The organism is Streptomyces sp. NPDC002734 (assembly GCF_040295685.1).
Classification (GTDB): Bacteria; Actinomycetota; Actinomycetes; order Streptomycetales; family Streptomycetaceae; genus Streptomyces.
Genome location: NZ_JBEOVU010000015.1, coordinates 1 through 21757 on the forward strand (window position 1 = coordinate 1; position 21757 = coordinate 21757).

At 71.8% G+C, this 21757-nt stretch carries 22 protein-coding genes and 1 tRNA gene; 12 read left to right on the plus strand and 11 right to left on the minus strand.

Translation table 11 applies throughout. The annotated features are described in order from the left end of the window. Positions 1-183 precede the first annotated feature (183 nt). The 3 genes from ABT026_RS15365 to ABT026_RS15375 all read left to right on the plus strand — a co-directional run bounded on the left by ABT026_RS15365 (position 184) and on the right by ABT026_RS15375 (position 5113). On the plus strand, positions 184-1671 hold the full coding sequence (locus ABT026_RS15365; protein ID WP_351114880.1) for an FG-GAP and VCBS repeat-containing protein: 1488 nt from the start codon (positions 184-186) through the stop codon (positions 1669-1671). A 269-nt stretch (positions 1672-1940) separates the two neighbouring features. Continuing rightward, complete coding sequence (locus ABT026_RS15370) at positions 1941-3440, plus strand: FG-GAP and VCBS repeat-containing protein (RefSeq protein ID WP_351114882.1); 1500 nt, start codon at positions 1941-1943, stop codon at positions 3438-3440. A 185-nt stretch (positions 3441-3625) separates the two neighbouring features. Further along, complete coding sequence (locus ABT026_RS15375; protein ID WP_351114883.1) at positions 3626-5113, plus strand: FG-GAP repeat protein; 1488 nt, start codon at positions 3626-3628, stop codon at positions 5111-5113. Positions 5114-5227: 114 nt separating this feature from the next. On the opposite strand, the gene ABT026_RS15380 is transcribed toward ABT026_RS15375, so the two are convergent. Further along, complete coding sequence (locus ABT026_RS15380) at positions 5228-6646, minus strand: FG-GAP-like repeat-containing protein (protein ID WP_351114884.1); 1419 nt, start codon at positions 6644-6646, stop codon at positions 5228-5230. Between the two features lie 217 nt (positions 6647-6863). Between ABT026_RS15380 and ABT026_RS15385 the strand changes: the two genes are divergently transcribed. Further along, entirely contained in the window at positions 6864-7901 is a 1038-nt protein-coding gene (locus tag ABT026_RS15385; protein WP_351114885.1) for a Yip1 family protein, read from the plus strand. A 151-nt stretch (positions 7902-8052) separates the two neighbouring features. Here the strand turns inward: ABT026_RS15385 and ABT026_RS15390 are convergent, their stop codons facing one another. The 3 genes from ABT026_RS15390 to ABT026_RS15400 form a co-directional block, all read right to left on the minus strand. After that, positions 8053-8559 carry a phosphoribosyltransferase gene (locus ABT026_RS15390; protein WP_351114887.1) on the minus strand — a complete coding sequence of 169 codons (507 nt, stop codon included), beginning with the start codon at positions 8557-8559 and terminating at the stop codon, positions 8053-8055. Positions 8560-8573: 14 nt separating this feature from the next. Next, on the minus strand, positions 8574-9149 hold the full coding sequence (gene dcd, locus ABT026_RS15395; protein WP_351114888.1) for a dCTP deaminase: 576 nt from the start codon (positions 9147-9149) through the stop codon (positions 8574-8576). A gap of 73 nt (positions 9150-9222) precedes the next feature. Continuing rightward, positions 9223-9402, minus strand: a complete 180-nt coding sequence (locus ABT026_RS15400) for a hypothetical protein (protein WP_351115058.1) — start codon at positions 9400-9402, stop codon at positions 9223-9225. Between the two features lie 307 nt (positions 9403-9709). Between ABT026_RS15400 and ABT026_RS15405 the strand changes: the two genes are divergently transcribed. From ABT026_RS15405 to ABT026_RS15425, 5 genes are all read left to right on the plus strand, one after another. Then, positions 9710-9783: transfer RNA gene (locus ABT026_RS15405), tRNA-Gly, on the plus strand. Positions 9784-9975: 192 nt separating this feature from the next. Then, positions 9976-10845, plus strand: coding sequence for a nucleic acid/nucleotide deaminase domain-containing protein (locus ABT026_RS15410; RefSeq protein ID WP_351114889.1), 870 nt, complete (start codon positions 9976-9978; stop codon positions 10843-10845). Then, on the plus strand, positions 10842-12596 hold the full coding sequence (locus ABT026_RS15415; RefSeq protein ID WP_351114892.1) for a hypothetical protein: 1755 nt from the start codon (positions 10842-10844) through the stop codon (positions 12594-12596). The genes ABT026_RS15410 and ABT026_RS15415 overlap by 4 nt, the downstream gene beginning before the upstream one ends. Before the next feature lie 90 nt (positions 12597-12686). Continuing rightward, a complete protein-coding gene (locus ABT026_RS15420) occupies positions 12687-14381 on the plus strand; it encodes a nucleic acid/nucleotide deaminase domain-containing protein (RefSeq protein WP_351114893.1) in 1695 nt (564 codons plus the stop codon). Between the two features lie 56 nt (positions 14382-14437). Further along, on the plus strand, positions 14438-15046 hold the full coding sequence (locus ABT026_RS15425; RefSeq protein WP_351114894.1) for an SUKH-4 family immunity protein: 609 nt from the start codon (positions 14438-14440) through the stop codon (positions 15044-15046). A 12-nt stretch (positions 15047-15058) separates the two neighbouring features. Here the strand turns inward: ABT026_RS15425 and ABT026_RS15430 are convergent, their stop codons facing one another. From ABT026_RS15430 to ABT026_RS15440, 3 genes are all read right to left on the minus strand, one after another. Next, the gene (locus tag ABT026_RS15430; protein ID WP_351114895.1) at positions 15059-15355 is read right to left on the minus strand and encodes a transcriptional regulator; all 297 of its coding nucleotides are present in this window, start codon (positions 15353-15355) and stop codon (positions 15059-15061) included. Continuing rightward, a complete protein-coding gene (locus tag ABT026_RS15435) occupies positions 15355-15867 on the minus strand; it encodes a hypothetical protein (protein ID WP_351114897.1) in 513 nt (170 codons plus the stop codon). Before ABT026_RS15435 ends, ABT026_RS15430 begins: the two co-directional genes overlap by 1 nt. Positions 15868-15944: 77 nt before the next feature. Continuing rightward, a complete protein-coding gene (locus ABT026_RS15440) occupies positions 15945-16340 on the minus strand; it encodes a winged helix-turn-helix transcriptional regulator (protein WP_351114899.1) in 396 nt (131 codons plus the stop codon). A 76-nt stretch (positions 16341-16416) separates the two neighbouring features. On the opposite strand from ABT026_RS15440, the gene ABT026_RS15445 reads away from it, so the two are divergent. Further along, positions 16417-17121 carry an SDR family NAD(P)-dependent oxidoreductase gene (locus ABT026_RS15445; protein ID WP_351114900.1) on the plus strand — a complete coding sequence of 235 codons (705 nt, stop codon included), beginning with the start codon at positions 16417-16419 and terminating at the stop codon, positions 17119-17121. Between the two features lie 289 nt (positions 17122-17410). After that, positions 17411-17614 carry a cold-shock protein gene (locus tag ABT026_RS15450; RefSeq protein ID WP_028799214.1) on the plus strand — a complete coding sequence of 68 codons (204 nt, stop codon included), beginning with the start codon at positions 17411-17413 and terminating at the stop codon, positions 17612-17614. A gap of 173 nt (positions 17615-17787) precedes the next feature. Here the strand turns inward: ABT026_RS15450 and ABT026_RS15455 are convergent, their stop codons facing one another. Continuing rightward, positions 17788-18162 (minus strand): GvpU-like protein, encoded by a 375-nt coding sequence (locus tag ABT026_RS15455; protein ID WP_351114902.1) that lies wholly within the window; start codon positions 18160-18162, stop codon positions 17788-17790. 477 nt (positions 18163-18639) lie between these two features. Here ABT026_RS15455 and ABT026_RS15460 point away from each other — a divergent pair, with 477 nt between their 5' ends. Next, on the plus strand, positions 18640-19011 hold the full coding sequence (locus ABT026_RS15460) for a MerR family transcriptional regulator (RefSeq protein ID WP_351114903.1): 372 nt from the start codon (positions 18640-18642) through the stop codon (positions 19009-19011). Positions 19012-19111: 100 nt separating this feature from the next. Here the strand turns inward: ABT026_RS15460 and ABT026_RS15465 are convergent, their stop codons facing one another. The 3 genes from ABT026_RS15465 to ABT026_RS15475 form a co-directional block, all read right to left on the minus strand. Then, on the minus strand, positions 19112-20242 hold the full coding sequence (locus ABT026_RS15465; RefSeq protein ID WP_351114904.1) for an SPFH domain-containing protein: 1131 nt from the start codon (positions 20240-20242) through the stop codon (positions 19112-19114). Between the two features lie 27 nt (positions 20243-20269). Continuing rightward, positions 20270-20707, minus strand: coding sequence for an NfeD family protein (locus ABT026_RS15470; protein ID WP_351114905.1), 438 nt, complete (start codon positions 20705-20707; stop codon positions 20270-20272). Positions 20708-20799: 92 nt separating this feature from the next. Further along, positions 20800-21753 carry a LysR family transcriptional regulator gene (locus ABT026_RS15475; RefSeq protein WP_351114906.1) on the minus strand — a complete coding sequence of 318 codons (954 nt, stop codon included), beginning with the start codon at positions 21751-21753 and terminating at the stop codon, positions 20800-20802. Between the last annotated feature and the right edge of the window lie 4 nt (positions 21754-21757).

The following is a 21757-nucleotide window of genomic DNA, read 5'->3' on the forward strand; positions in this document are numbered from 1 at the left end:
GCCGGGGCGCCGTCACGGCGCCCCGGCCCCGGGGTCGTTACCCGACCGTTATCCCGCGTTCACGATTCCCACGCAACCAACCCCACCCGTCACGGGTCTTGATCACCGCCGGCCACACTTGGCCGGCCTCGGCACCCCGGAGAGGCCGCACCCTGCCTCCCCGCGTGGCATTTGGGGAATCGCATGCACAAGAACACCCGTACCGCCCTCGCCACGGTGGCAGCCGCCGCTCTGACCGGCGGCCTGCTCACCTTCGCCACCGCGACCACCGCTGTCGCCGCCGACAGCACCGTCGTGGCGAAGGCCGACTTCAACAAGGACAAGAAGGGCGACGTCGCCACCTCCGCGGCGTACGCCTACGTGGGCGGCAAGGACGCGGCCGGCCAGGTCGTGGCCCTCTACGGCACCAGCACGGGCGTCAACTCCACCAAGCGCACGGTGATCAGCCAGAACACCTCCGGCGTCCCCGGCACCGCCGAAACGGACGACCTGTTCGGCCAGGAGACCGCCTACGGCGACTTCAACGCCGACGGCTACGACGACCTGGCCGTCGGCGCGCCCGGCGAGGACACCACCGCCGGCGAGGACGCGGGCTCCGTCACCATCCTGTGGGGCACCGCCTCCGGCCTGACCGGCACCAGCTCCGTCACGATCGCGGACCCAACCGCCGGCGAGGCGCGCATGTGGGGCTGGACCATGGCGGCCGGCGACTTCGACCACGACGGGAGGACCGACCTCGCCGTCGGCGGCAACGGCAACTCCCTGTACGTCTACAAGGGCGGCATCTCCAAGACCGGTGCGACCGGCGGCGGTTACACGGTGGACCTGCCGCTGCAGGACAGCGCCTGGAACCTGCAGGCGGGCGACGTCAACGGCGACAAGGCCACCGACCTCGTGATCAACGGCGACACGCTGCCCGACATCGCCTTCCCGTCGGACGGTCTCGACGAGTACGTCCCCGAGCAGAACATCCTGCTGTTCGGCAACTCCTCCGGCCTGACCACCGCCGGCTTCCAGACGCTGCGCCCGGGTTTCATCACCGGCATCGGCGACATCGACCACGACGGCTACGGCGACATCGTCAGCGGCTTCAGCTGGGACAGCACGTACGGGGACGGCAGCACCATCCCCTACGCCGCCAAGGGCGGCAAGGTCTGGATCACCTACGGCTCCGCCACGGGCGCGGGCCGCATCGCCGGCATCACCCAGGACACCTCCGGCGTCCCGGGCGCCTCGGAGACCGAGGACGGCTTCGGCGCGGACCTCGACCTCGGCGACGTGAACGGCGACGCCTACCTCGACCTGGTGGTCGGCGTGCCCGGCGAGACCGTCGACGGCTACTCCGCCACCGGCAGTGTCGTCGTCCTGTACGGCACCGCCAACGGCATCACCGGCACCGGCGCCCAGTCCTTCCACCAGGGCAGCGCGGGCGTCCCCGGCAACAACGAGGACGGCGACCTGCTCGGCATCGACGTGAAGATCGACGACCTCACCGGCGACGGCCGCGCCGACCTGGTCGCGGGTTCGGACGAGAACGGCAACGGCGCGGTCCTGTACCTGCCGTCCAGCGGCGGCAAGATCACCGCGACCGGTTCCCGCTCGATCTCCCCGACCTCGGTCGGCGTCTCCACCACGAACTACCCGAGCTTCGGCTGGAACTTCGCCGACTGACGCCACGACGCCCCCGAGGGGAATCGTTTCGCCCCGTACCGGCTGCGGCCGGGGCGCCGCACCCGGCGGCACCCCGGCCGCAGCCGTCCTCCTGCCACTTCGACATCCCCTGTCCCGGCCGTACAACCCGCACCGCCCGTCACGGGTCTCACCTTCGCCGGCCCGCCGAGGGGCGGCGGCCCCGTCCGGTCCCGCGTGGCTCGGAGCCCCGGCCGACACCCCGCACCGCACCACGTACGCGCCGAGCGCGTCGGGAGGAATCGAATCTCGTGAACCACCTCAGGAACCGCGCCTCGCGCACCGCCCTGGCGACCGCCGCCGCGGCCGTCCTCACCGGCGGTCTGTTCACCGCGGCGTCCGCCCCCGCCGTCGCCGCCGACGCGGCCACCGTGCTGCGGCCCGACTTCAACTGCGACAAGAAGGGCGACGTCGTCACCGGCGTGACCTGGGCGACCGTCGGCGGCAAGGCCGAGGCCGGCCAGATCGTCGCCCTGTACGGCACCAGCACCGGTGTCTCCTCCAGCAAGCGCACCGTCATCAGCCAGGACACCGCCGGCGTGCCCGGCGCCGCCGAGGCCGGGGACTTCTTCGGCCAGGACACCGCCTACGGCGACTTCGACAAGGACGGCTGCGACGACCTCGCGGTCGGCGCTCCCGGCGAGGACGTCACGGGCGACGCCGACGCCGGCTCCGTCACCATCCTGTGGGGCTCCGCCTCCGGCCTGACCGGCAGCGGCTCCGTCACCGTCAAGGACCCCGCCTCCTCCTCGCACGACAAGTGGGGTCTCAACCTCGCCGTCGGCGACTTCGACGGCGACGGCCGGAACGACCTGGCGGCCACCACCACCAAGACGAAGCTGTACGTCTACAAGGGCGGCTTCACCCGGACCGGCGCCAACGGCGGCTGGTACGGCGTCGAGACCCCGCTCTACACCGGGGAGCCGAACCCGGAGAACGTCCCGCCGCCGTACAACCTCCAGGCCGGCGACGTCACCGGCGACGGCGCCACCGACCTGGTGATCGACGGCATGGAGTTCGACGAGTTCGACGGCTACCCGCACAACTACCTGTTCCTGGGCGGCAAGTCCGGCCTCCAGAAGGAGAGCTACCAGGAACTGCGCCCCGGTGTCGTCACCGCGATCGGCGACATCGACCGTGACGGCTTCGGCGACATCGTCAGCGGCGCCGAGTGGAACGAGTCCGACGAGTACGGCGACACCCCGTACGGCGCCCGCGGCGGCCAGGTGTGGATCACCTACGGCACCGGCACCGGCGTCGACGAGATCACCGCCATCAACCAGGACACCTCCGGCGTCCCCGGCTCCTCCGAGACCGACGACATGTTCGGCTACGAGCTGGACCTGGGCGACGTGAACAAGGACGGCTACCTCGATCTCGCGGTCGGCGTCCCCGGCGAGGACGTCGACGGCCACGAGGACGCCGGCAGCGTCGTCGTCCTCTACGGCTCCGCCGCGGGCATCACCGGCACCGGCTCCCAGTCCTTCCACCAGGGCTCCGCGAGCTTCCCCGGCGACAACGAGGCCGGCGACAACCTCGGCATGGACGTCAAGCTCGACGACCTCACCGGCGACGGCCGCGCCGACCTGGTCGCCGGCTCCTGGGAGAACGGCAACGGCTCGGTCGTGTACCTGCCGGTGAACACCACCACCGGCAAGATCACCGCCTCCGGCTCGCGCTCCATAACCCCCACCTCCGTCGGCGTCTCCACCGCCGGCTACCCGGGCTTCGGCGTCAACTTCGCCGACTGACCGGTCCTTCGGACGAGGCCCCCGGCAGGGCACGGCGGTGTCCTGCCGGGGGTCTTCCGTGTCCGCGCTACAACCAACCGGTGCTCCGCGGTGTCCACCAGTCAGCCGAGCCGTCCGGCGCACGGCATCCCTTCCGGGCACCGTGGCCCCCCACGCGGTACCCGCGTGGCTTTGGAGAATCACCGATGAACCGGAGAACACGCACCGCACTCGCGGCCGCCGCCGCGGCAGCCCTCACCGGCGGGCTGCTCACCCTGGCCTCGGCGGCTCCCGTCGTCGCCGCCGACTCGGCCGCCGTCGACCGTCCCGACTTCGACGGCGACGGGAAGGGCGACATCGCCACCTCCGCCTACGGCGCGTACGTCGCCGGTGAACACCGCGCCGGGCAGGTCGTCGTCCTGTACGGCGCCCGCGGCGGCGTCTCCCCCACCCGGCGCACGGTGATCGGGCAGAACAGCGCCGGCGTCACCGGGACGCCGGAGAGGCTCGACGGCTTCGGCTGGGACCTGGCCCACGGCGACTTCGACGGCGACGGGTACGACGACCTCGCCGTGAGCACCCCGTGGGAGGACACCGCCGGCGACAGCGAGGCCGGCATGGTCACCCTGCTGTGGGGCTCCCCCGCCGGGCTCACCGGCAAGGGCTCCCTGGTCCTCACGGACCCGGGCTCCCGCACCCACGACTGGTGGGGCTACTCGCTCGCGGCGGGCGACTTCGACGCGGACGGCACCACCGACCTGGCCGTCGGCTCCGACAAGGCGACCGTGCACGTCCTCGAGGGCGGCTTCGACCGCACCGGCCCCCGGGGCGGCTCGTACTCCTTCACCGCCCCGCTCGTCATGCAGCGCGAGGGCTACGAGTTCCGCGCGCCCGAACTGCACGCGGGGGACGTCACCGGGGACGGCGCCACCGACCTGGTGGTCAACGGCTACGAGCAGGGCGAGACCCACCCGTACACCGACAACTTGCTGTTCCTCGGCGGCGCGTCCGGGCTGCGGACCGAGGGCCGCCAGGAGCTCCGGCCAGGCGTGGACACGACCGTCGCGGACATCGACCGGGACGGCTACGCGGACGTCGTCAGCGGAGCCTCCACCCGTGAGCCGGGCGACGGCTGGGAGACCCCGCACGGGGCGGTCGGCGGCCTGGTGTGGATCACCTACGGCTCCCCCGGCGGCCTCGACCCCGCCCGGACCACCGGCATCCACCAGGACACCTCCGGCGTCCCCGGCGTGAGCGAGCGCAACGACCGCTTCGGCGACTCCGTGGACCTCGGCGACGTGGACGGGGACGGCTACCTCGACCTGGCCGTCGGCGTGCCCGGCGAGACCGTCGACGGGGTGATGTGGGCCGGGCGGGTGGTCGTCCTGCGCGGCGGCCCCGGCGGCGTCGTCACCAAGGGCGCCCTGTCCGTCCACCAGGGCACCACGGGCGTGCCCGGGACCCTGGAGCCGTACGACCAGATCGGCGCCGCGGTCGAGCTGGACGACGTCACCGGCGACGGCCGCGCGGACCTGACCGCGGGCTCCTACGAGAACAACCACAACGGTTCTCTGCTCCACCTGCTCTCCGCCGGCGGCCGCATCACCACCACCGGCGCCCGCGCCCTCTCCCCCACCGCCCTCGGCGTCTCGCCCGTCGACACCCCGACCCTCGGCCGCACCTTCTCCGACTGACGGCCCGGGGAGCCTGCTCGCCTCCCCGGACGCGGCTGAGCCCGGTGCGGGGGCGTCGTCCCCGCACCGGGCTCGGCGTCGTCCTCGGTTCCCGTCAGTCGTCCTCGGTTCCCGTCAGTCGATCATGGTGTCGCCGAACGCGGCGTACCCGGTGGTGGAGAGGCCCACGGTCGCGGCGCCGAAACCGACGGCGTTCGCGGTGGTCAGGCCCGAGGAGGAGCCGCGCAGGTTCCACACCGCTCCCGCTCCGCCGTTCTCGTCCCCGGCGCCGACCGAGAGGTCGGCGTGGCGGTCGCCGTTCAGGTCGGCCAGCCGGACGGAGGAGCCGAAGTGGTCGTCGTCCTCGTTGGCGCCGGGCACCCCGGCGGTGTCCTGGTGGTAGACCTCGGCGTCACCGGTGGACAGCCCCGTGGGGGAGCCGCGGAACACCAGGACCGAGCCGGTGAGCGCGGCGGAACCGACGGTCTCGTAGTGGGCGGACACGGCCGCGTCGGCCCGTCCGTCGCCGTCGATGTCGCCGAGGGAGACGGCCCAGCCGAACCCGTCGCTGTTCTCGTCCGCGCCCGGGACTCCCGGGGTGTCCTGGTCGATGGTCTGCGTCGCCTCGGTGCTGACGCCCGCGTCACCGCCGAGGTAGGTGGCGACCGAACCGCCGACGCCGTCTTCCTCCGACCCACCCCAGTACGAGCCGGTGACGACGTCGTCGCAGCCGTCCCCGTTGATGTCACCGACGGCGGCCCGCATGGCGCTCCGGAGCGGCGCCTGGAGGACCAGCCCGGAGGCCGAGCCCAGGTGCACGAGGGTGGCGGGGTAGGCGCTCGGAGGCTGCTGCTGGTGGTACATGCCGTCGACGAGCAGGTCGGCGACGCCGTCGCCGTTCACGTCGCCCGTGTGCAGGGAGACCGCGCCGTAGCCGGACCCCGTCTGCACGGGGGCGGTGAGCTTGTACCGCGAGGCGGCGCCGGAGGACTTGGTGAAGCCGCCCTTGTGGATCCAGACGCCCTTGCCCGAGCTGCCGACGGCGAGGTCGGCCCTGCCGTCGCCGCTGTAGTCGGACACGTCGGGGTCGCCGACGGTCCGCGCGCCGGACAGACCCGAGGCGCTTCCCCAGATCACCACGGCGGTGCCGCCGTTCGCGTCCTCTCCGACGTCCTCGCCGGAGGCTCCGACGACCAGGTCGGCGTACCCGTCGTTGTTCAGGTCGCCGGAGGCCACGGCGCTGCCGAAGTAGTCGCCCTTCTCGGCGGCGCCCGGGATGCCGCTCGTGTTCTGGCTGATCACCTTGGACCGCGAGGCGCTGATGCCGGAGGCCGAGCCGTAGCTGACGACCACCGCCCCCGCGGACCGTACTCCGCCGACGGTGGCGGTGTGCGCGGTGGTGACGAGGTCGCGGTAGCCGTCACCGTTGAAGTCGTCCGCGAACTCGGCCGCGGCGGCGACAGCGGGTGCGGCCGTGAGGGAGAGGAGACCGCCGGTGAGGGCGGTCGCTGTCGCGGCCGCCAGGGCGGTGTGGAGGAGTCTTCTGTTGTTCATGTGTCTTCCGGTCGGGACGGGCAGGGAGGCCACCGACGGGTGGGGGGAGCCACCGCACGAGGCGTGGGTCCTGAGGGAAGACCCGGGCGGTCCGCGAAAGGTTGCACGGCGGTCGGCCCTTCTTCACCCGCCGGGAACCCGGGGCCCGGGGGACCTGCCGGGGGACCTGCCGGGGGTCCGAGGGACCTGGGGGTTCCCCAGGGATTCCCCTTACGGGATGTCACATCTCGGCAGCAAAGGCGTCCCCATCCCTCTCGCCGGCGCACGCCGGACCGCCGGAGCAGGTACGTTCGAAGACGTGGCTGGATTCAGGAGCGGACGCGGCGGACGGGGCAACCGTCCCGCGCAGGGACAGCAGGCGTACGGACAGCAGCAGCCCTACGGGCAGCAGGGTCCGCCCGCCGGGCAGCCGTCGTACGGGTACCCGCCCCAGGGCGCCCCGCGGCCGCCCTACGGCGGCTCGGGCGGCGCGGGCGGCGGCTACGGCGCGCCGGGCGGCGACGGACCGGAGTACTTCGACGACGGACCGCACCACCCGCACCACCAGGGTCCGGCGTACGGCGGCGGCCACCCGCAGGGGCACGGCCGTGCCCCGCACCGGCCCGACCCCTACGCGGCGAACAACCCGGGGCACACCCAGGCGTTCTCGGTCGACCCGAACGCGGACCCCTACGCCGGCCAGTACGGCGAGGAGGCCCCGTCGGGCCCGATCGGCCCCCCGCTGCACTGGAAGGAGCTGCTGAAGGGCATCGTCCTGTCGCCCAACCAGACCTTCCTGCGCATGCGCGACTACCGCATGTGGGGCCCGGCGGTCACCGTCGCCTTCGTCTACGGCCTGCTCGCCGTCTTCGGCTTCGACGGCGCCCGCGAGGACGTCATCGACGCCACCCTCAGCACGGCCGTCCCGATCGTGCTGGCGACCGGCCTGGCGATGATCCTGAGCTCCTTCATCCTCGGCGTGGTCACCCACACGGTCGCCCGCCAGCTGGGGGGCAACGGCGCCTGGCAGCCGACGGTGGGCCTGTCCATGCTGATCATGTGCCTCTCGGACGCGCCGCGTCTGCTGGTCGCCATGTTCATGGGCGGCGACGCCCCGGTGGTGCAGGTGCTCGGCTGGCTGACCTGGCTGGGCTGCGGCGTGCTTCTCACCCTGATGGTGACCCGTTCGCACGAGATCCCCTGGCCGAAGGCGCTCGGCGCCTGTGCGATCCAGCTGATCGCCCTGCTCTCCATCGTGAAGCTCGGCACCTTCTGACGCTGCCGCCGCCTGCCGGCCGCGCACCGCCGGCCGCGCACGAGCACGGCAGAGGCCCCCGACCGCCACACGCGGCCGGGGGCCTCTTCGCTGTCCGGGTGCTCGGCTTGGCTGTCCGAGGACTCGTCGCCGAGGGGCCTCGCCGGAGTGGTCAGGCGTCCAGGACCTGCCCGTCGCGGCTGACCACCGGCTTGTCGACGCTCCACGGGAAGTTGATCCAGTCGTCCGTGCGCTTCCACACGTACTCGCACTTCACCAGGGAGTGCGACTTCTCGTAGATCACCGCGCTGCGCACCTCGGCGACCGTGTCCAGGCAGAAGTCGCGGACCAGCTTGAGCGTCTTGCCGGTGTCGGCGACGTCGTCGGTGATCAGGACCTTCTTGTCGGAGAAGTCGATCAGGTTGGGCACCGGGGCCAGCATGACCGGCATGTCCAGGGTGGTGCCGACGCCGGTGTAGAACTCGACGTTCACCAGGTGCAGGTTCTTGCAGTCCAGCGCGTAGGCCAGGCCGCCCGCCACGAAGACGCCGCCGCGGGCGATGGACAGCACCATGTCGGGCCGGTAGCCGTCCTCCGCGATGGTGTGGGCCAGCTCCCGCACCGCCACGCCGAACTTCTCGTAGGTCAGGTTCTCGCGCACGTCCGTCGCGTCAGCCATGGTGCTCTCCTGCCTCAGACCTGGGTGCGGTGGAAGTTCAGGAAGGACCGCGACGGCGTCGGGCCGCGCTGCCCCTGGTACCGCGAGCCGTACCGCTCGCTGCCGTACGGGAACTCGGCGGGCGAGCTCAGCCGGAACATGCACAGCTGGCCGATCTTCATCCCGGGCCACAGCTTGATCGGCAGCGTCGCGAGGTTGGACAGCTCCAGCGTCACGTGGCCGGAGAAGCCGGGGTCGATGAAGCCGGCGGTGGAGTGGGTGACCAGGCCGAGACGGCCCAGCGAGCTCTTGCCCTCCAGCCGGGAGGCGATGTCGTCCGGCAGGCTCACCACCTCGTAGGTGGAGGCGAGCACGAACTCACCCGGGTGGAGGATGAACGGCTCGTCCTCCTCCGGCTCCACCAGCCGGGTCAGCTCCGGCTGCTCGACCGCCGGGTCGATGTGCGGGTACCGGTGGTTCTCGAAGACCCGGAAGAAGCGGTCCAGCCTGACGTCGATACTCGACGGCTGCACCATGGCAGGGTCGAACGGGTCGATCTTCACCCGGCCCTTGTCGATCTCGGCACGGATGTCCTGGTCTGAGAGAAGCACGCTGCAAGACTACGCGGGGGCCTCCGGCCCTGCCGGACGACCCCCGCGCTCACGCCTGCCTCCTGCGCGCCGCCTACTGCTTCTGCAGCAGACCCGCCGACACCGGGACCACGCTGCGCAGCCGCGCACAGCGGGGACACCGCATCAGCCGGCCGGGGCCGAGACGCTCGGCCTTCTGCATCGGGAACGAAGCCGCGGTGAACACATGCCCTTCGGCACAACGGACGACGGTGCTCTCCATCAAGTCGTTCAAGTCCCTTCCCCAAAGAACCGCGCCGGACCGGAAGGCCCGACGAGGAAAGCCACATTACGGGATCAAAGGGACGACCCTCCACGCGGCACTCCGACCCTCTCCGGCTCCGCCGGAAGACCGGGCCGGCCCCGCCGGGGCCCTCCACGCGCGGCCCACCGTACGCCCCAACTCCGGTGCCCCGCACACCGCTCCGCACACCTGTGAGTCACACCGCAGAGCCAACGCCACGAGGCCCCGCGCGACAGCACGCGGAGCCTCGGATGGGGTACAGTAAGGGCGCCGACACCGGTACAGATCCGGCGTCCAGGCGGGTGTAGTTTAATGGTAGAACATCAGCTTCCCAAGCTGAGAGCGCGAGTTCGATTCTCGTCACCCGCTCCATCGAGCCCCAGGTCAACGACCTGGGGCTTTCTTGTTGTTCACGGCCCCTCCTGGCAGGCGGGCCGCCCGCTGCGTCCGGCCGGCTTCGGCGGGCCGGTCCCGGCCCGGTCGCGGATCGGTCACAGCGCTCCGGACCCGGGCCGGCCACGCATAGGCTGAGGCGGGTCAGCCCGCCACCGTGAGAGGTCTGTGATGCCTGAGCTTCCCCCGGACCCCGCCGTCGCCCAGTTCGGCCCGGAAGGACTGCGCCGCATCAGCGTGCCCCCCTCGTACGGCACCGTGCCGCCCCCGGCCCGCGCCCACCTGGCGGAGGTCGGCGTGCCGCTGCACGTCGGGCCGTACTTCCTCGCGGCGGACGAGACCGACGGGCCCACGCTCGGGATGTTCACGGGGCACCGCGGGGTCGCCCTGGAGGGCGAGTGGGCGGAGTGGGTGCGCATCGGCACCGACCGGCTGGCGCAGCTGTGCGTGCGGACCGACGGCTCGGTGACGGCTCTCTTCCTCGGCCGCGACGAGCCCTCCCTGTTCGTCAACTCCGACGTGGCGGCCTTCACCCACTGCGCCGCGGCCCTGGACCGTGCCCTCCCGGTGATCGCCGCCTCCGACGGGCTCCAGGCGGCGGCCGAGGCGTTCGCCGCTCTGGTCCGGGAGATCCGGCAGATCGACGCGGCGGCGGTCACCGGCCGGGAGAACTGGTGGTCGCGGGTGCTCGACGACGTCCGTCACGTCCTCAACTTCCCGTTCTCGTCCGCCTTCGAGTACGTGGGCGCGGACGGCGCGAAGCAGATCGTCACCGCCCAGGCCGGACCGGGCCGCCTGCACCCGGAGGAGCAGCTGTGGCAGAAGCTCTCCTCCTCCGGGGTGCGGCCGGAGCAGGTGCGCCGCGTCTACTGCGAGCTCGAACCCTGCATGATGCCGGGCCACTACTGCGCCGTCTGGCTCCAGGCCGTCCTCCCGGATGCCGAGTTCACGCACAGCTTCGACTACGGCGACACGGCGGAGTCCCGGGAGGAAGGACTCAAGGAGCTGATCACGCACGCCGCGCGGCAGGACCGGCGGTGACGGCCCGCACGGTTGCGGACGCGCGCTGGCCTCGGCCCGCCGGCGGCCGGGAGCCCGCCGCGGCCGCTCTGCTCTCCTGGCTCGGCGACCCTCGTGCCCCGGGCCTCGCGGTGGTCACCGGCGGTGAGGGCAGCGGCAAGTCGCGGCTCCTCGCCTGGCTGATCGGCCACGGAACCCGGCCCGGCACCGTCGGCGAGCGCCGCGTCCACGGCTTCGTGCCGCTGACGGGCATGACCGCGACCACGGCCGCCTGGATGCTCGGCCGGCAGCTGTCGGTCGCCGCGCGGTCATCCGGCGACCTGCTGGCCGCGCTCGCCGCCGACCGGCGCCGCACCGTCGTCGCCCTGCCCGAGCTGCACCACGCCGACGCTCCCGGCCCGCTCGCCGAACTGGCCTTGGAGCTGGCGGCCCATGAGCACGTCCGGGTACTCGTCGAAGTCCGCTCCGGCACCCCCTGGGCGCAGCGGCTCACCGCGGGTCCCTGCGCCCTGATGGACCTGGACCAGCCTCGGTGGACCGACGAAGCGCGCCGTCGCTCGTGGGAGGCGGACCACCCCGAGGAGGCGGCCGGGCACGGACCCACGGCCCCGGGGGCGGGGGCTGAGCCGGAGGAGTCGTTCGACCTGGACGACGCCGCATCGGTCTGCGCCGCCGACCCCTGGCGGGTGACCGTCGCGTACGAACGCTCCGAGCGGGACCATGGTGGCCTGCGCGCCGCATGGCTGCGGGCAGGCCCCTCGCTGACCCGCGAACTCGCGCTCGCGGAACGCGCCGTGGTCCTCCTCGCCGCCCTCGGCGACGACGCCGACCCGAGGCTGTCCGCCGCGCTCGACACGGCCGCGCGGGACGCCCCGTGGTCGGTCGTGAGGCGCCGGGTGCGCGGTGACATCACTCCGCCGTGGCCCGGCCCGGTCCGCTCCCTGACGACCGGCACCGGCCCGCTCGCCGGGCAGGTCGTCGTCGCCGACCACCAGGGCACCGTGCGGATCCTCGAAGCAGACAGCGCCCGAACGATCGGACGCCTGCCGTACTCCGTGCCGGGCGCGAGGGCCACCGCCGATCACGGGGGCGGCACCGTCGGCGTCCTGGACGAGCACGGCGTCCTGCACACCCGGTCCACCGCCGGGTCCGAGCGGCCCAAGGGAATCGCCGCGCTCCTCGACGACGGCCCGTCCGCGCGGGTGCGGCTCCTCGACGCGGGACGGGAGTACCTGCGGCGTCTGCCGGAGAAGGCCACCGCGCTGACCGGCGCCGAGGACCAGGTGGTCCTCGGCGACGCCGCCGGTACGGTGCACGTGGTGGGCGACGGCGCCGAACCGCGCACCGCCGCCCTGCACCGCGGGCGCGTCAACGCGATCGCCGCGGCCTCCCTGCCCTCCCCCACGGGGAGCGGCACCGTCCTCCTGCTGTACACCGGCGGCGCCGACGGCACGGTACGCGCGTGGGCGCCCCACACGCGGCCCATGCCCCAGCCGGTGGCCGCACGGGACTGCCCGGTGACCGCTGTGGCGGTGGCGACGGCCGGCTCCGGGCCCCTCCTCGCCGTCGCCTGGGCCGACGGCCTCGTCGAGTACCGTGCCCCGGACGACGGCCGGCTGCTCACGTTCCGCCCCGGGGGCCAGGTCCACGCCGTCGCCCTCACGGCGGAGGGGGAGCTGCTGGTCGGCACGGACGAGGCGCTCGTCCGGCTGCGCCCGACGTCAACTCCCCCTACGGCACGGCCGGATGGGATTCCCGTCACAGAGTCGTGACGCGTCCGGACATACCCTTGTGCACCTGACGGCCCGTCCGTTGACTGGTGGTCAGGAGACGACGGTCAACGGGGGACGGAGCGCACGGCCATGGGCATGGTTCTGCCGAGCATCGTCGACGAGGCACTCGACCTCATCGGGATCAACTGGCCCAACGTCGACGAGGACGACTACTTCGAGATGGCGACGTCCATGCGGGACTTCGCCGAGCAGTTCGAGACGCACGGCGGCGACACCCACAAGGCCGTGACCCGCATCCTGGACTCCTCCGAGGGCTGGGCCGTGGAGTCCATGAGCAAGCACTGGTCCCACGTGAAGGCCGGGCATCTGGAGAAGATCCCTCTGGTGGCCCGCCTGTTCGCGGACGCCTGCGACGGCGTCGGCCGCATCATCCAGGGCATGAAGGTCAAGGCGGGCATCGAACTCGGCGTCCTCGCCGGCACCGTCGTCGCCGCGCTCGCCGCCACCCCCTTCACCCTGGGCATATCCGCCGGTGTCGCGGCCGGCGAGATCGCGCTGATACGCACCATCGCGAAGCGGCTGATCGACGAGGCGGTCGACCAGATCGTCGACGAACTCATCGCCCAGGTCACCGAGCCCGTCACCGGCAAGCTGCGGGAACTGGTCGCGGACATGGCTCTCGACCTCGCCGAGGGAGCCTTCAACCCCGGCGACCCGCCCGCCGGCATGCACCTGGCCTCGGCGGAGGGCGCCGGCCCTTCCGGCAACGGGGGCAAGGCCACGGTCATCAACCACGCCGAGTTCGAGGACGGCGCCGGAAAGGTCTCCCTCCACGGCGTCGACCTGGGCGGCCAGTCCGGGATCCACCTCGGCAGGTCGAAGACCACGTTCCACAAGACCAAGGGCAAGGACACCTTCACCGCGGCCTTCGACGGCATCCTCGAAGAAGCCGTCGAGTCCATGGAGAAGGCGGCGAAGAAGGTGACCGACCACGTCACCGACACCCTTCCGGAGCGGGTGAAGGCCGCCTCCCGTCACCAGAAGCGCAAGGACCTGGACACCCGCGACGAGATCGACAAGGTCGAGATCAAGAAGGCCAGGAAGGACGAGGGCGACGGCGGGACGCCCATGTACCTCCTCAGCGACGACGGTTCGATACGCCAGCTGCACCATGACGGCACCACCAGCCCTGTCCGCTCCAACGACTCCTCCGGCGTGAACGACGTCCTGGGGAAGGAGGCCTGGTACCCGTGGAACCACCGGGAGGAGAGGCAGCGCAAGAACAAGAAGAGCAAGGGCAACAAGGTCAGCTCCACGAAGGTGGCGCCCGGTTCCGGCGAGCTCGCCCGCGCCACCCAGCTCGGCCGCTACGCCAACCGCACCGAGCGTCCCGACTCCTACATCGACGGCGGCAACTACGCCTCGGCCATGTACGACGACAAGAAGGGGAATCGTTTCATCCTGGTGGGGGCCAGCGGTGAGGCGCACTCCGAACGCTCCATCGGGCATCCGCTGATCAAGAACGGGCACGAAGGCAACGTCGGCGAGCTGTACACGGAACGTGAGCCCTGTCAGAAGAATCCCAAGTGCGACAAGTATCTGGCGAGGGAGTTCCCCGAGGGTCTCGAGGTCACCCACAGCACGAAGTACGACCAGTCCGAGAAGGGACCCGACGGCCAGGAGCTCAGCAAGTACCGGAAGGACCGCGAGCACCGCGCCTACATCGAGTGGCTGCACGATCAATGGGACCAGCACGGTGTTTCCGGCGGGCGCACTGATACGGTGATCGATCTTTCGCCCTCGGAGAGGAAGTTCGTCCCGTAGCGGGGCACCCGGAAGCCCACGACGACTGCCACAGCGCAGAGTTCGGAGTACTGAGAGTGCTGTTCGACGTCACCCGCAGCGAACTCGTCGATGCCTTCGGCGAGGACCGGCTCACGACCCTGCCCGCGACCGCCTTTCCGCCCGCGGCGGCGGGGACCGAGGGCGCCCGCCTCCTGCAGACCGTCGGCGTCCCCACCGGCACGGTCAAGCTGTACACGCCCGACGAGGACTCCGGCCGGCTGTCCCTCGTCCGGGACGCCGTCGACCCGGAGGACTTCGAGGACGCTCCGGAAGGCGCGGGCGAGTGGCCCCTCATCGGCTGGCTGCTCAACGCCCACCTCGCCCTCGACCCCGCCTCCGGCAAGGTGTTCGCCTTCGACTCCGACGAGGAGACCGCGCAGGCGCTCCACACGGACGTCTCCTCCCTCGTCCAGGTCGCCGTCCGGCTCCAGCGCCTGCTCGAGGAGTTCACCTTCAGCGGCGACCAGGAGGCCGGCTTCGAACTCCTGGAGCGCGAGATCGAGCGGATCCGCCAGGAGACGAGCGACGTCGACCCGCTCCCCTTCCAGGACGACGAGACCGCCTGGTCGGTGATCAGCGACGAGATCGCCATGGGGCAGCGTTTCACCGCCAGCAGCCCCGGGGGCCGCGCGCTGCGCAGGTGACCTCCGGCCGGGTCACAGGGGCGGACCCGGCGAGCCCACGATCGCCCGTAGTGCCGCGAGGTGTCCGTGGTAGGCCTCCCGCCCCTGCCGGGTCAGCCGGAGCCACACCCGCTGTCGGGTGTCGCGGACGGCCTTGCGCTGCTCGACGTAGCCCGCCTCCATCAGCACGCCGACATGCTTGCTCAACGCGGATGCGGAGAGCTCCAGTTGCTGCTGCACCAGGCCGAACTCCGCCTCCCCCGCGGCGTCCAGGAGGGCACAGACGCGCAACCGGTTGGGCGCGTGGACGGTGGCGTCGAAGCCCTCCATCAGATCGCGCCCTCCGCGGCTTCCCCGCCCGCCCGGTGCAGCCGCACGAAGGCGAGGTGACAGCCGACGGACACCGCGACGCCGATCAGCGAGGCAGCGATCAGCCACTCCGGCCGCCCGGTGCCACGGAAGACGACGGGCGCCCCCACCATCAGCACGGGCAGGCCCACCACGATCGGGACGACCGCCGACTTCGGCAGCACGTCCAGCCGCAGCGCCACCCCCGTCCGCTCACGCCAGGCCTTGCTCGCGACAGCCTGCAGCGCTGCTTGCACCGCGATCACCGCCACCGTGAGGCCCAGCCAGGCCGGACGCGGAAGCAGCCACTCCCTGTCGGCCACGGCGCCTCCGACACAGATCGGGAGCACGCCGATGTAGAGCGTCAGCGCGACGAAGAACCAGGTCGGCCAGGGTGTCGCCGACAAGGCGGCGCCGGACGCACGGAGATGTTCCACGGCGGCCAGTGCGGCGCGAGCCTGCTCCGGCGTGGGCCGTCCCCCCTCAGTTTCCATGGCGGCAAGAGTAGCGTCGACTTTCCTGTACGGAAAGAGAGCGCGGCCCGGAGGCCGCGCCTGCCGTGCTCATCCCCTCAGGGTGAGTACCGCGGACCGCCGGCCGGCGACGGGTCGGACTCCGACCGGCGGGCCCGGGCCGTCTCGATGTCCGGGACGTGCTCCTCGGCCCAGAGCCGTACGGCCCGCAGGGGGACGAGCAGGGAGCGGCCCAGCGGCGTCAGGGCGTACTCGACGCGGGGAGGATTCTCGTCGTACTCGTGGCGGCTGATCAGACCGTCGGCCTCGAGCGATCGCAGGGTCTCGGTGAGGGCCTTCGAGGTGATGCCCCGGATGTGCCTCTTCAGTTCGGTGAAGCGACGAGGTCCGCCGTCGAGGGCGTTGACGACGAACACGGTCCAGCGGGCGCCGATCCGGTGCAGCACCGTGCGGCTCGGGCAGGTCGCCGCCATCACGTCGTACGCGTCGCCCATGGCCGCCCCCGGTTTCGTTGTAGATACCGGTATCCAATCTATACCGTCTGCGTTCCTACGAGAGGACGGGTGACACATGGAACGGATCCTGGTCATCGGCGGTGCGCGGGCGCTCGGCGCGGCCGTCGCGAGGCGCGCGGCGAAGGACGGGTACGACGTCGTCGTCGGTGCGCGCGACCTGGCCGCGGCCGAGGCGACGGCGCGCGGGATCGGCGCCACCGCGGTGCGGATCGATCTGCAGGACGAGTCGACAATCGCGGCCGCGGCGGAACGCCTGAAGGACGGGGTCGACCACATCGTGACGACCGGGTCGGCGCCGCACGACGTTCCCCTGCCCGAGCTGGATCGCGACGAGCTGCTCGCCGCGTTCACGGCGAAGGTGGCCGGCCCGATGCTGGTGGCCAAGCACTTCGCGCCGCTGCTGCGGCCGACCGGGGCGATGGTGATGTTCTCCGGCGTGGTCGGCTGGCGCCCCGGGCCGGGGTCTCTCGTCAAGGGCGTCACGAACGGCGCCGTGGACTACGCCGTGCGCCACCTGGCGGCGGAACTGGCGCCGGTCCGGGTCAACGCCGTCTCGCCCGGTGTCGTGGACTCCGGCGCCTGGGACCGTCTCGGCGACCGGAAGACCGCCTTGTTGCGCAAGAGCGCGGCCGGGACCTTCGTCGGCCGCCATGGCGAGACCGACGACGTCGTCGACGCGGTCATGTGGCTCCTGGGCGCGGGCTTCGTCTCCGGCGAGACGATCCACGTCGAGGGCGGCGCCCGTCACTCGTACGCCTGACGCCCTACCGCGGGGTGGAGCCGAGCTCGCCGGCGGGGCCGGGAAGAGCTCGGCGCGACGCCGGACAATTACTGTCGTGCAGAAGTGAGAATTCCGGGCGCCGCGTGCGGGAAATATTATTCCGGCAGCGGACGGGCGGAAATGTCACATCGCGGAAGGCCGCCCGCCGCGTGCTACTGTCGAATCAGTTGCAGGTGTGGTTGCCAGACGATTTTCCGACGGCTGATCAACACGGCGACACGGAAATGCGCACTCCGCGCGTTCCTGACACCGTCCGAAGGAGAACAACATGGCTACCGGCACCGTGAAGTGGTTCAACGCCGAAAAGGGTTTCGGCTTCATCGAGCAGGACGGCGGCGGCGCCGACGTCTTCGCCCACTACTCCAACATCGCCACCCAGGGCTTCCGTGAGCTGCTGGAGGGCCAGAAGGTGTCGTTCGACATCGCGCAGGGCCAGAAGGGCCCGACGGCCGAGAACATCGTTCCTGCCTGACGCGTCGGCACCGACGTCATTGTCGAACCGGGGTCCGCACCTGAGGGTGCGGACCCCGGTTCGTTTTGTTCAGAGCAATGCGGGTGCGGATTTTCGGCCCGTTTCCGGGATCCGCGCGCCGTTCGTTCCACGGGCGGCGTGCGCGGGCATTCCGCACGCCCCGTTTTCACGCCTCACTGGTCGGAATAACTGAAGTCCCCGACGGTCCAGGCGCTGACGTCCTTGATCGCGACCCGGTACATGCCGCCCGTCTCGGGGATGCCGAGGCTGCCCTGGAGGATCCGGGCGAGGTGGAAGTGCAGATGCGTGGGCTCCTCGCCGCGGCCCGACCGGTCCGGCCGCCGGCCGCCGGCGAAGACGTCGGAGAACGGGCCCAGACGGTCCGAGGCCTTCAGCACCTCCGCGACCCGCTCCCGCCACACGGCCTCGGGAGCCAGCCGGCCGGTGATGACGGCCCCACCGACGACCACGGTCAGCGACATCTGATTGCTTCGCTCGTTCTCCACCGCGGCCGAGAGGGCGACGAGCATCTCATCAGGGTTCGACACGGGCACGGATTCTATGCGAGCCGCCCCCTCCCGCGCCGCCCCGGGCCGCGAAACGTCCTCGCCTGCGGTGCGGGGCTCCGGCCTCCGTCGGATCGCGGGGGTCACGCCACCACTGGAGAAAATCTACTCCGACGAGAGTAGACATCCTCTCCCGGCAGGGTTACGCTGCTTCTCGTAGACATGGTCCGGAAGACCCGGCAGAGACGAACTGGCGGGTAGCTGTACACGGAACGGAGGAACGGACGCCATCAGAACCGCCCGGCCCGAGAGTCACTCGGCCCGGGTGCCGCGAGTCCCAGGAACGGAAGGTGGTTCCCGGTCAAGCAGCTTCGATCCCACCGCGCCCCCTTCTCAGGACCGGGCGGCGGAAACAGAAGGCCGGCGCGGCAGTAGCGCCGACAGATGGTGTTGAATTCCTTCGGGGCCCTGGTGCCGTACGGCATCAGGGCCCCTCGACGCGTTGCACAGCGAGGTGACATGACAGCGGACAATCCACTGGGCGATCGTCTGGACGACGACGACTACCCCGCCTACACGATGGGCCGGGCAGCCGAGATGCTCCGCACCACTCCGGGCTTCCTCCGGGCCATCGGCGAGGCCCGCCTCATCACTCCTCTCCGCTCGGAGGGAGGACACCGCCGGTACTCCCGCTACCAGCTGCGGATCGCCGCCCGGGCCCGCGAGCTCGTCGACAAGGGAACCCCGATCGAGGCCGCCTGCCGCATCGTGATCCTCGAGGACCAGCTCGAGGAGGCCCAGCGCATCAACGCCGAGTACCGCCGCGCGGCGAGTGAGGCGAACAAGGCGGCCGACGGCTCCGGTCGCGGCTCCGGCCCAAGCTCCAGCTGAGACCCACCCGCACGTCGCACCGGACGCCCGCCCCGCACGTCGCACCGGATGTCCGCCCGGCCCTGAGCGCCTCTGAGCGCCGGACGACGGCAGCCGGGCCCTACGACGCGCCGGAAGCCGGACGTCCGCCCCCGTGCGGGGGCATCGCGGCCTCGGCCTCGGCCTTGGCGTCGTGGACCGCGGCGGCGGCCTGCCGCGCGGCCTCGCCGGTGGCCGCGGCTGCGTCGAGGGCGACTCCCGGGGCAGCCGGAACCGCCGGGTTCGCCGGAGTCCCGCCCGCGTCGCCCACGTCGCCCACGTCGCCCATGTCGTCGGCGTCACCGGTCCCACCCGTGGGGGCGGACCGGGGAGCGCCCTTCCCCGCGTGGTCGCCGACCGCGCGGCTGACGGTACGGACCGCCTCGGTCAGCTCACCGGGGATGACCCAGAACGTGTTGTTCTCGCTGCGGGCGATCTGCGGGAGCGTCTCGAAGTACTTGTAGGCCAGTACCTGCGGGTCCGCGTTGTTGCGGTGGATGGACTGGAAGACGAGCTCGACCGACTTGGCCTCGCCGTCCGCCCGCAGGATCATCGCCTGCTGCGTGCCCTGGGCCTCCAGGATGTCCTTCTGCTTGGTGCCCTCCGCCGTGAGGATCTTGGCCTGGCGGTCGCCCTCGGCGTGCAGGATGGCCGCCCGCTTGTCCCGCTCGGCCCGCATCTGCTTCTCCATCGCCTCCTTGATGGTGTGCGGCGGGTCGATGGCCTTGATCTCGACGCGGTTGACGCGGATCCCCCACTTCCCCGTGGCGTCGTCGAGGACGGCGCGCAGCCGGGAGTTGATCTCCTCGCGGGAGGTCAGCGTCTTCTCCAGGTCCATGGAGCCGATGACGTTCCGCAGCGTGGTCACGGTCAGCTGGTCGATCGCCTGGAGGTAGTGCGCGACCTCGTACGCCGCGGCCCGCGGGTCGGTGATCTGGAAGTAGAGGACGGTGTCGATGTTCACCACGAGGTTGTCCTCGGTGATCACCGGCTGGGGCGTGGACGAGTACACCTGCTCACGGACGTCGAGCTTGGTGTTGACACGGTCCGCGACCGGGACGACCAGGTTGAGTCCCGGCTGAAGGGTCCGGCGGTACCGGCCGAACCGTTCGATGTTGTAGCGGCGCGCCTGCGGAACGATCCGCACCGAGGCGGCCACGAGGAAGACGACGACGAGAGCCGCCACGAGGATGGGGACGACAAGGGGATCCACAACGCCTCCGCTGCTGTGCTCAGCCGTTCAGGGAAGGAGGTCGCGGGGGTGGACGACGGCCGTGGCGCCCTCGATCTCCATGACGTCGACCAGTGCTCCCACCGGGATCACCAGACTGTCGTCGAGGGCCCGGGCGGACCACTCCTCACCGGAGAGCTTGACCAGGCCGCGCGTGCCGGTGACCTCCCGGACGACCTCGGCCCTTTTGCCGATCAGCGCGTCGCTGCCCTCGCGCGACACGGGCTGTCGTGCCATGTGCCGCATCGCGACCGGCCGGACGCCGGCGAGACCCGCCACCGCCGCCAGCCCGAAGGCCAGCAGCTGGCCCGGCAGGCCGACGCCGATCCCGGCCACCACCGCCGCGACCAGCGCGGCGGCCGCCAGCAGCCCGAGGAACAGGGCGAGGGTGAAGAACTCCGCGGCGCCCAGCACCACGGCGGCGATCAGCCAGACGTACCACGGCATCGCACTGCCCTCCTTCAGGGGCTGCCTTCCACGCTACCTCTGCCGGGCGACGCCGGGGACTTCGCGAGGCGCCGGGAGGTCGCTCGCGGAGGTCACGCCGGACCGTGGCCGCCTTCGCCGCCCTCCCACAGGCTCTCCACCGCCCGCGACGGGCCGCCCACCTCGCGGACCCGGTCCATCGCCACGCGGACGAAGGCCCTCAGCCGGGCCGTCTCCCGGCCGGTGGGCCACACGAAGGCGTAGTCGATGCCCGGCGCGTCCGTGAACGGCTTGAAGACCAGGCCGGGCCGGCTGTAGTAGTGCGCGCCCGCCGCGGCCACCGGTGTCACGCCCTTGCCCGCGAGGACGAGGGAGAGCGCGTCCTCCCAGTACGTCATGGCCTGCCCGTGCGGGATGGGCCGGCCCGAGGGGGTCTGCCGCGGGAAATGGTGGTCCAGCCAGTGCCTCGGCACGCTCCCGCCGACCGTGAGCAGCGTCGACTCCGCCAGGTCCTCCAGGCTGACCGCCGCACGCCGCGCGAACGGGTGCGCGGACGACATCAGCAGCACCCTCGGCTGGGACACCAGCACCGGACCCAGCGTCAGATCGGGTTCGGTCACCGGCGGCTCGGTGATCTGGACCTCGACGTCCCCCGCCCGCAGGGGACCGTAGGGGTCCGATATCTGCACCTGCCGGACCTGTACGTCCACTCCTGGATGCAGGCGCCCGAAGTCCTCGGCGATGCTGTGCAGCAGGTGGCCCGTGAACGCTCCGGAGAAGCCGATCCGCAGCGAGCCGGTGATCCCCCGGCCGGCCGCCGTGGCCCTGGCGACGGCCTCCTCGACCGCCCGCCACGCGGGCGCGAGATCGTCGCGCAGTCGCTCCCCGATGGGGGTGACGGCGACCTGACGGCTGGTGCGGTCGAACAGCCTGGCGCCGATGCGCCGCTCCAGCCGGGCGACGGTCTGGCTGACCCTGCTCTGGGAGACGCCCACACGCTCGGCGGTCCGTCCGAAGTGCAGTTCCTCCGCGAGGGTCAGGAAGATCTCGATCTCCTGGCGTTCCATCTCC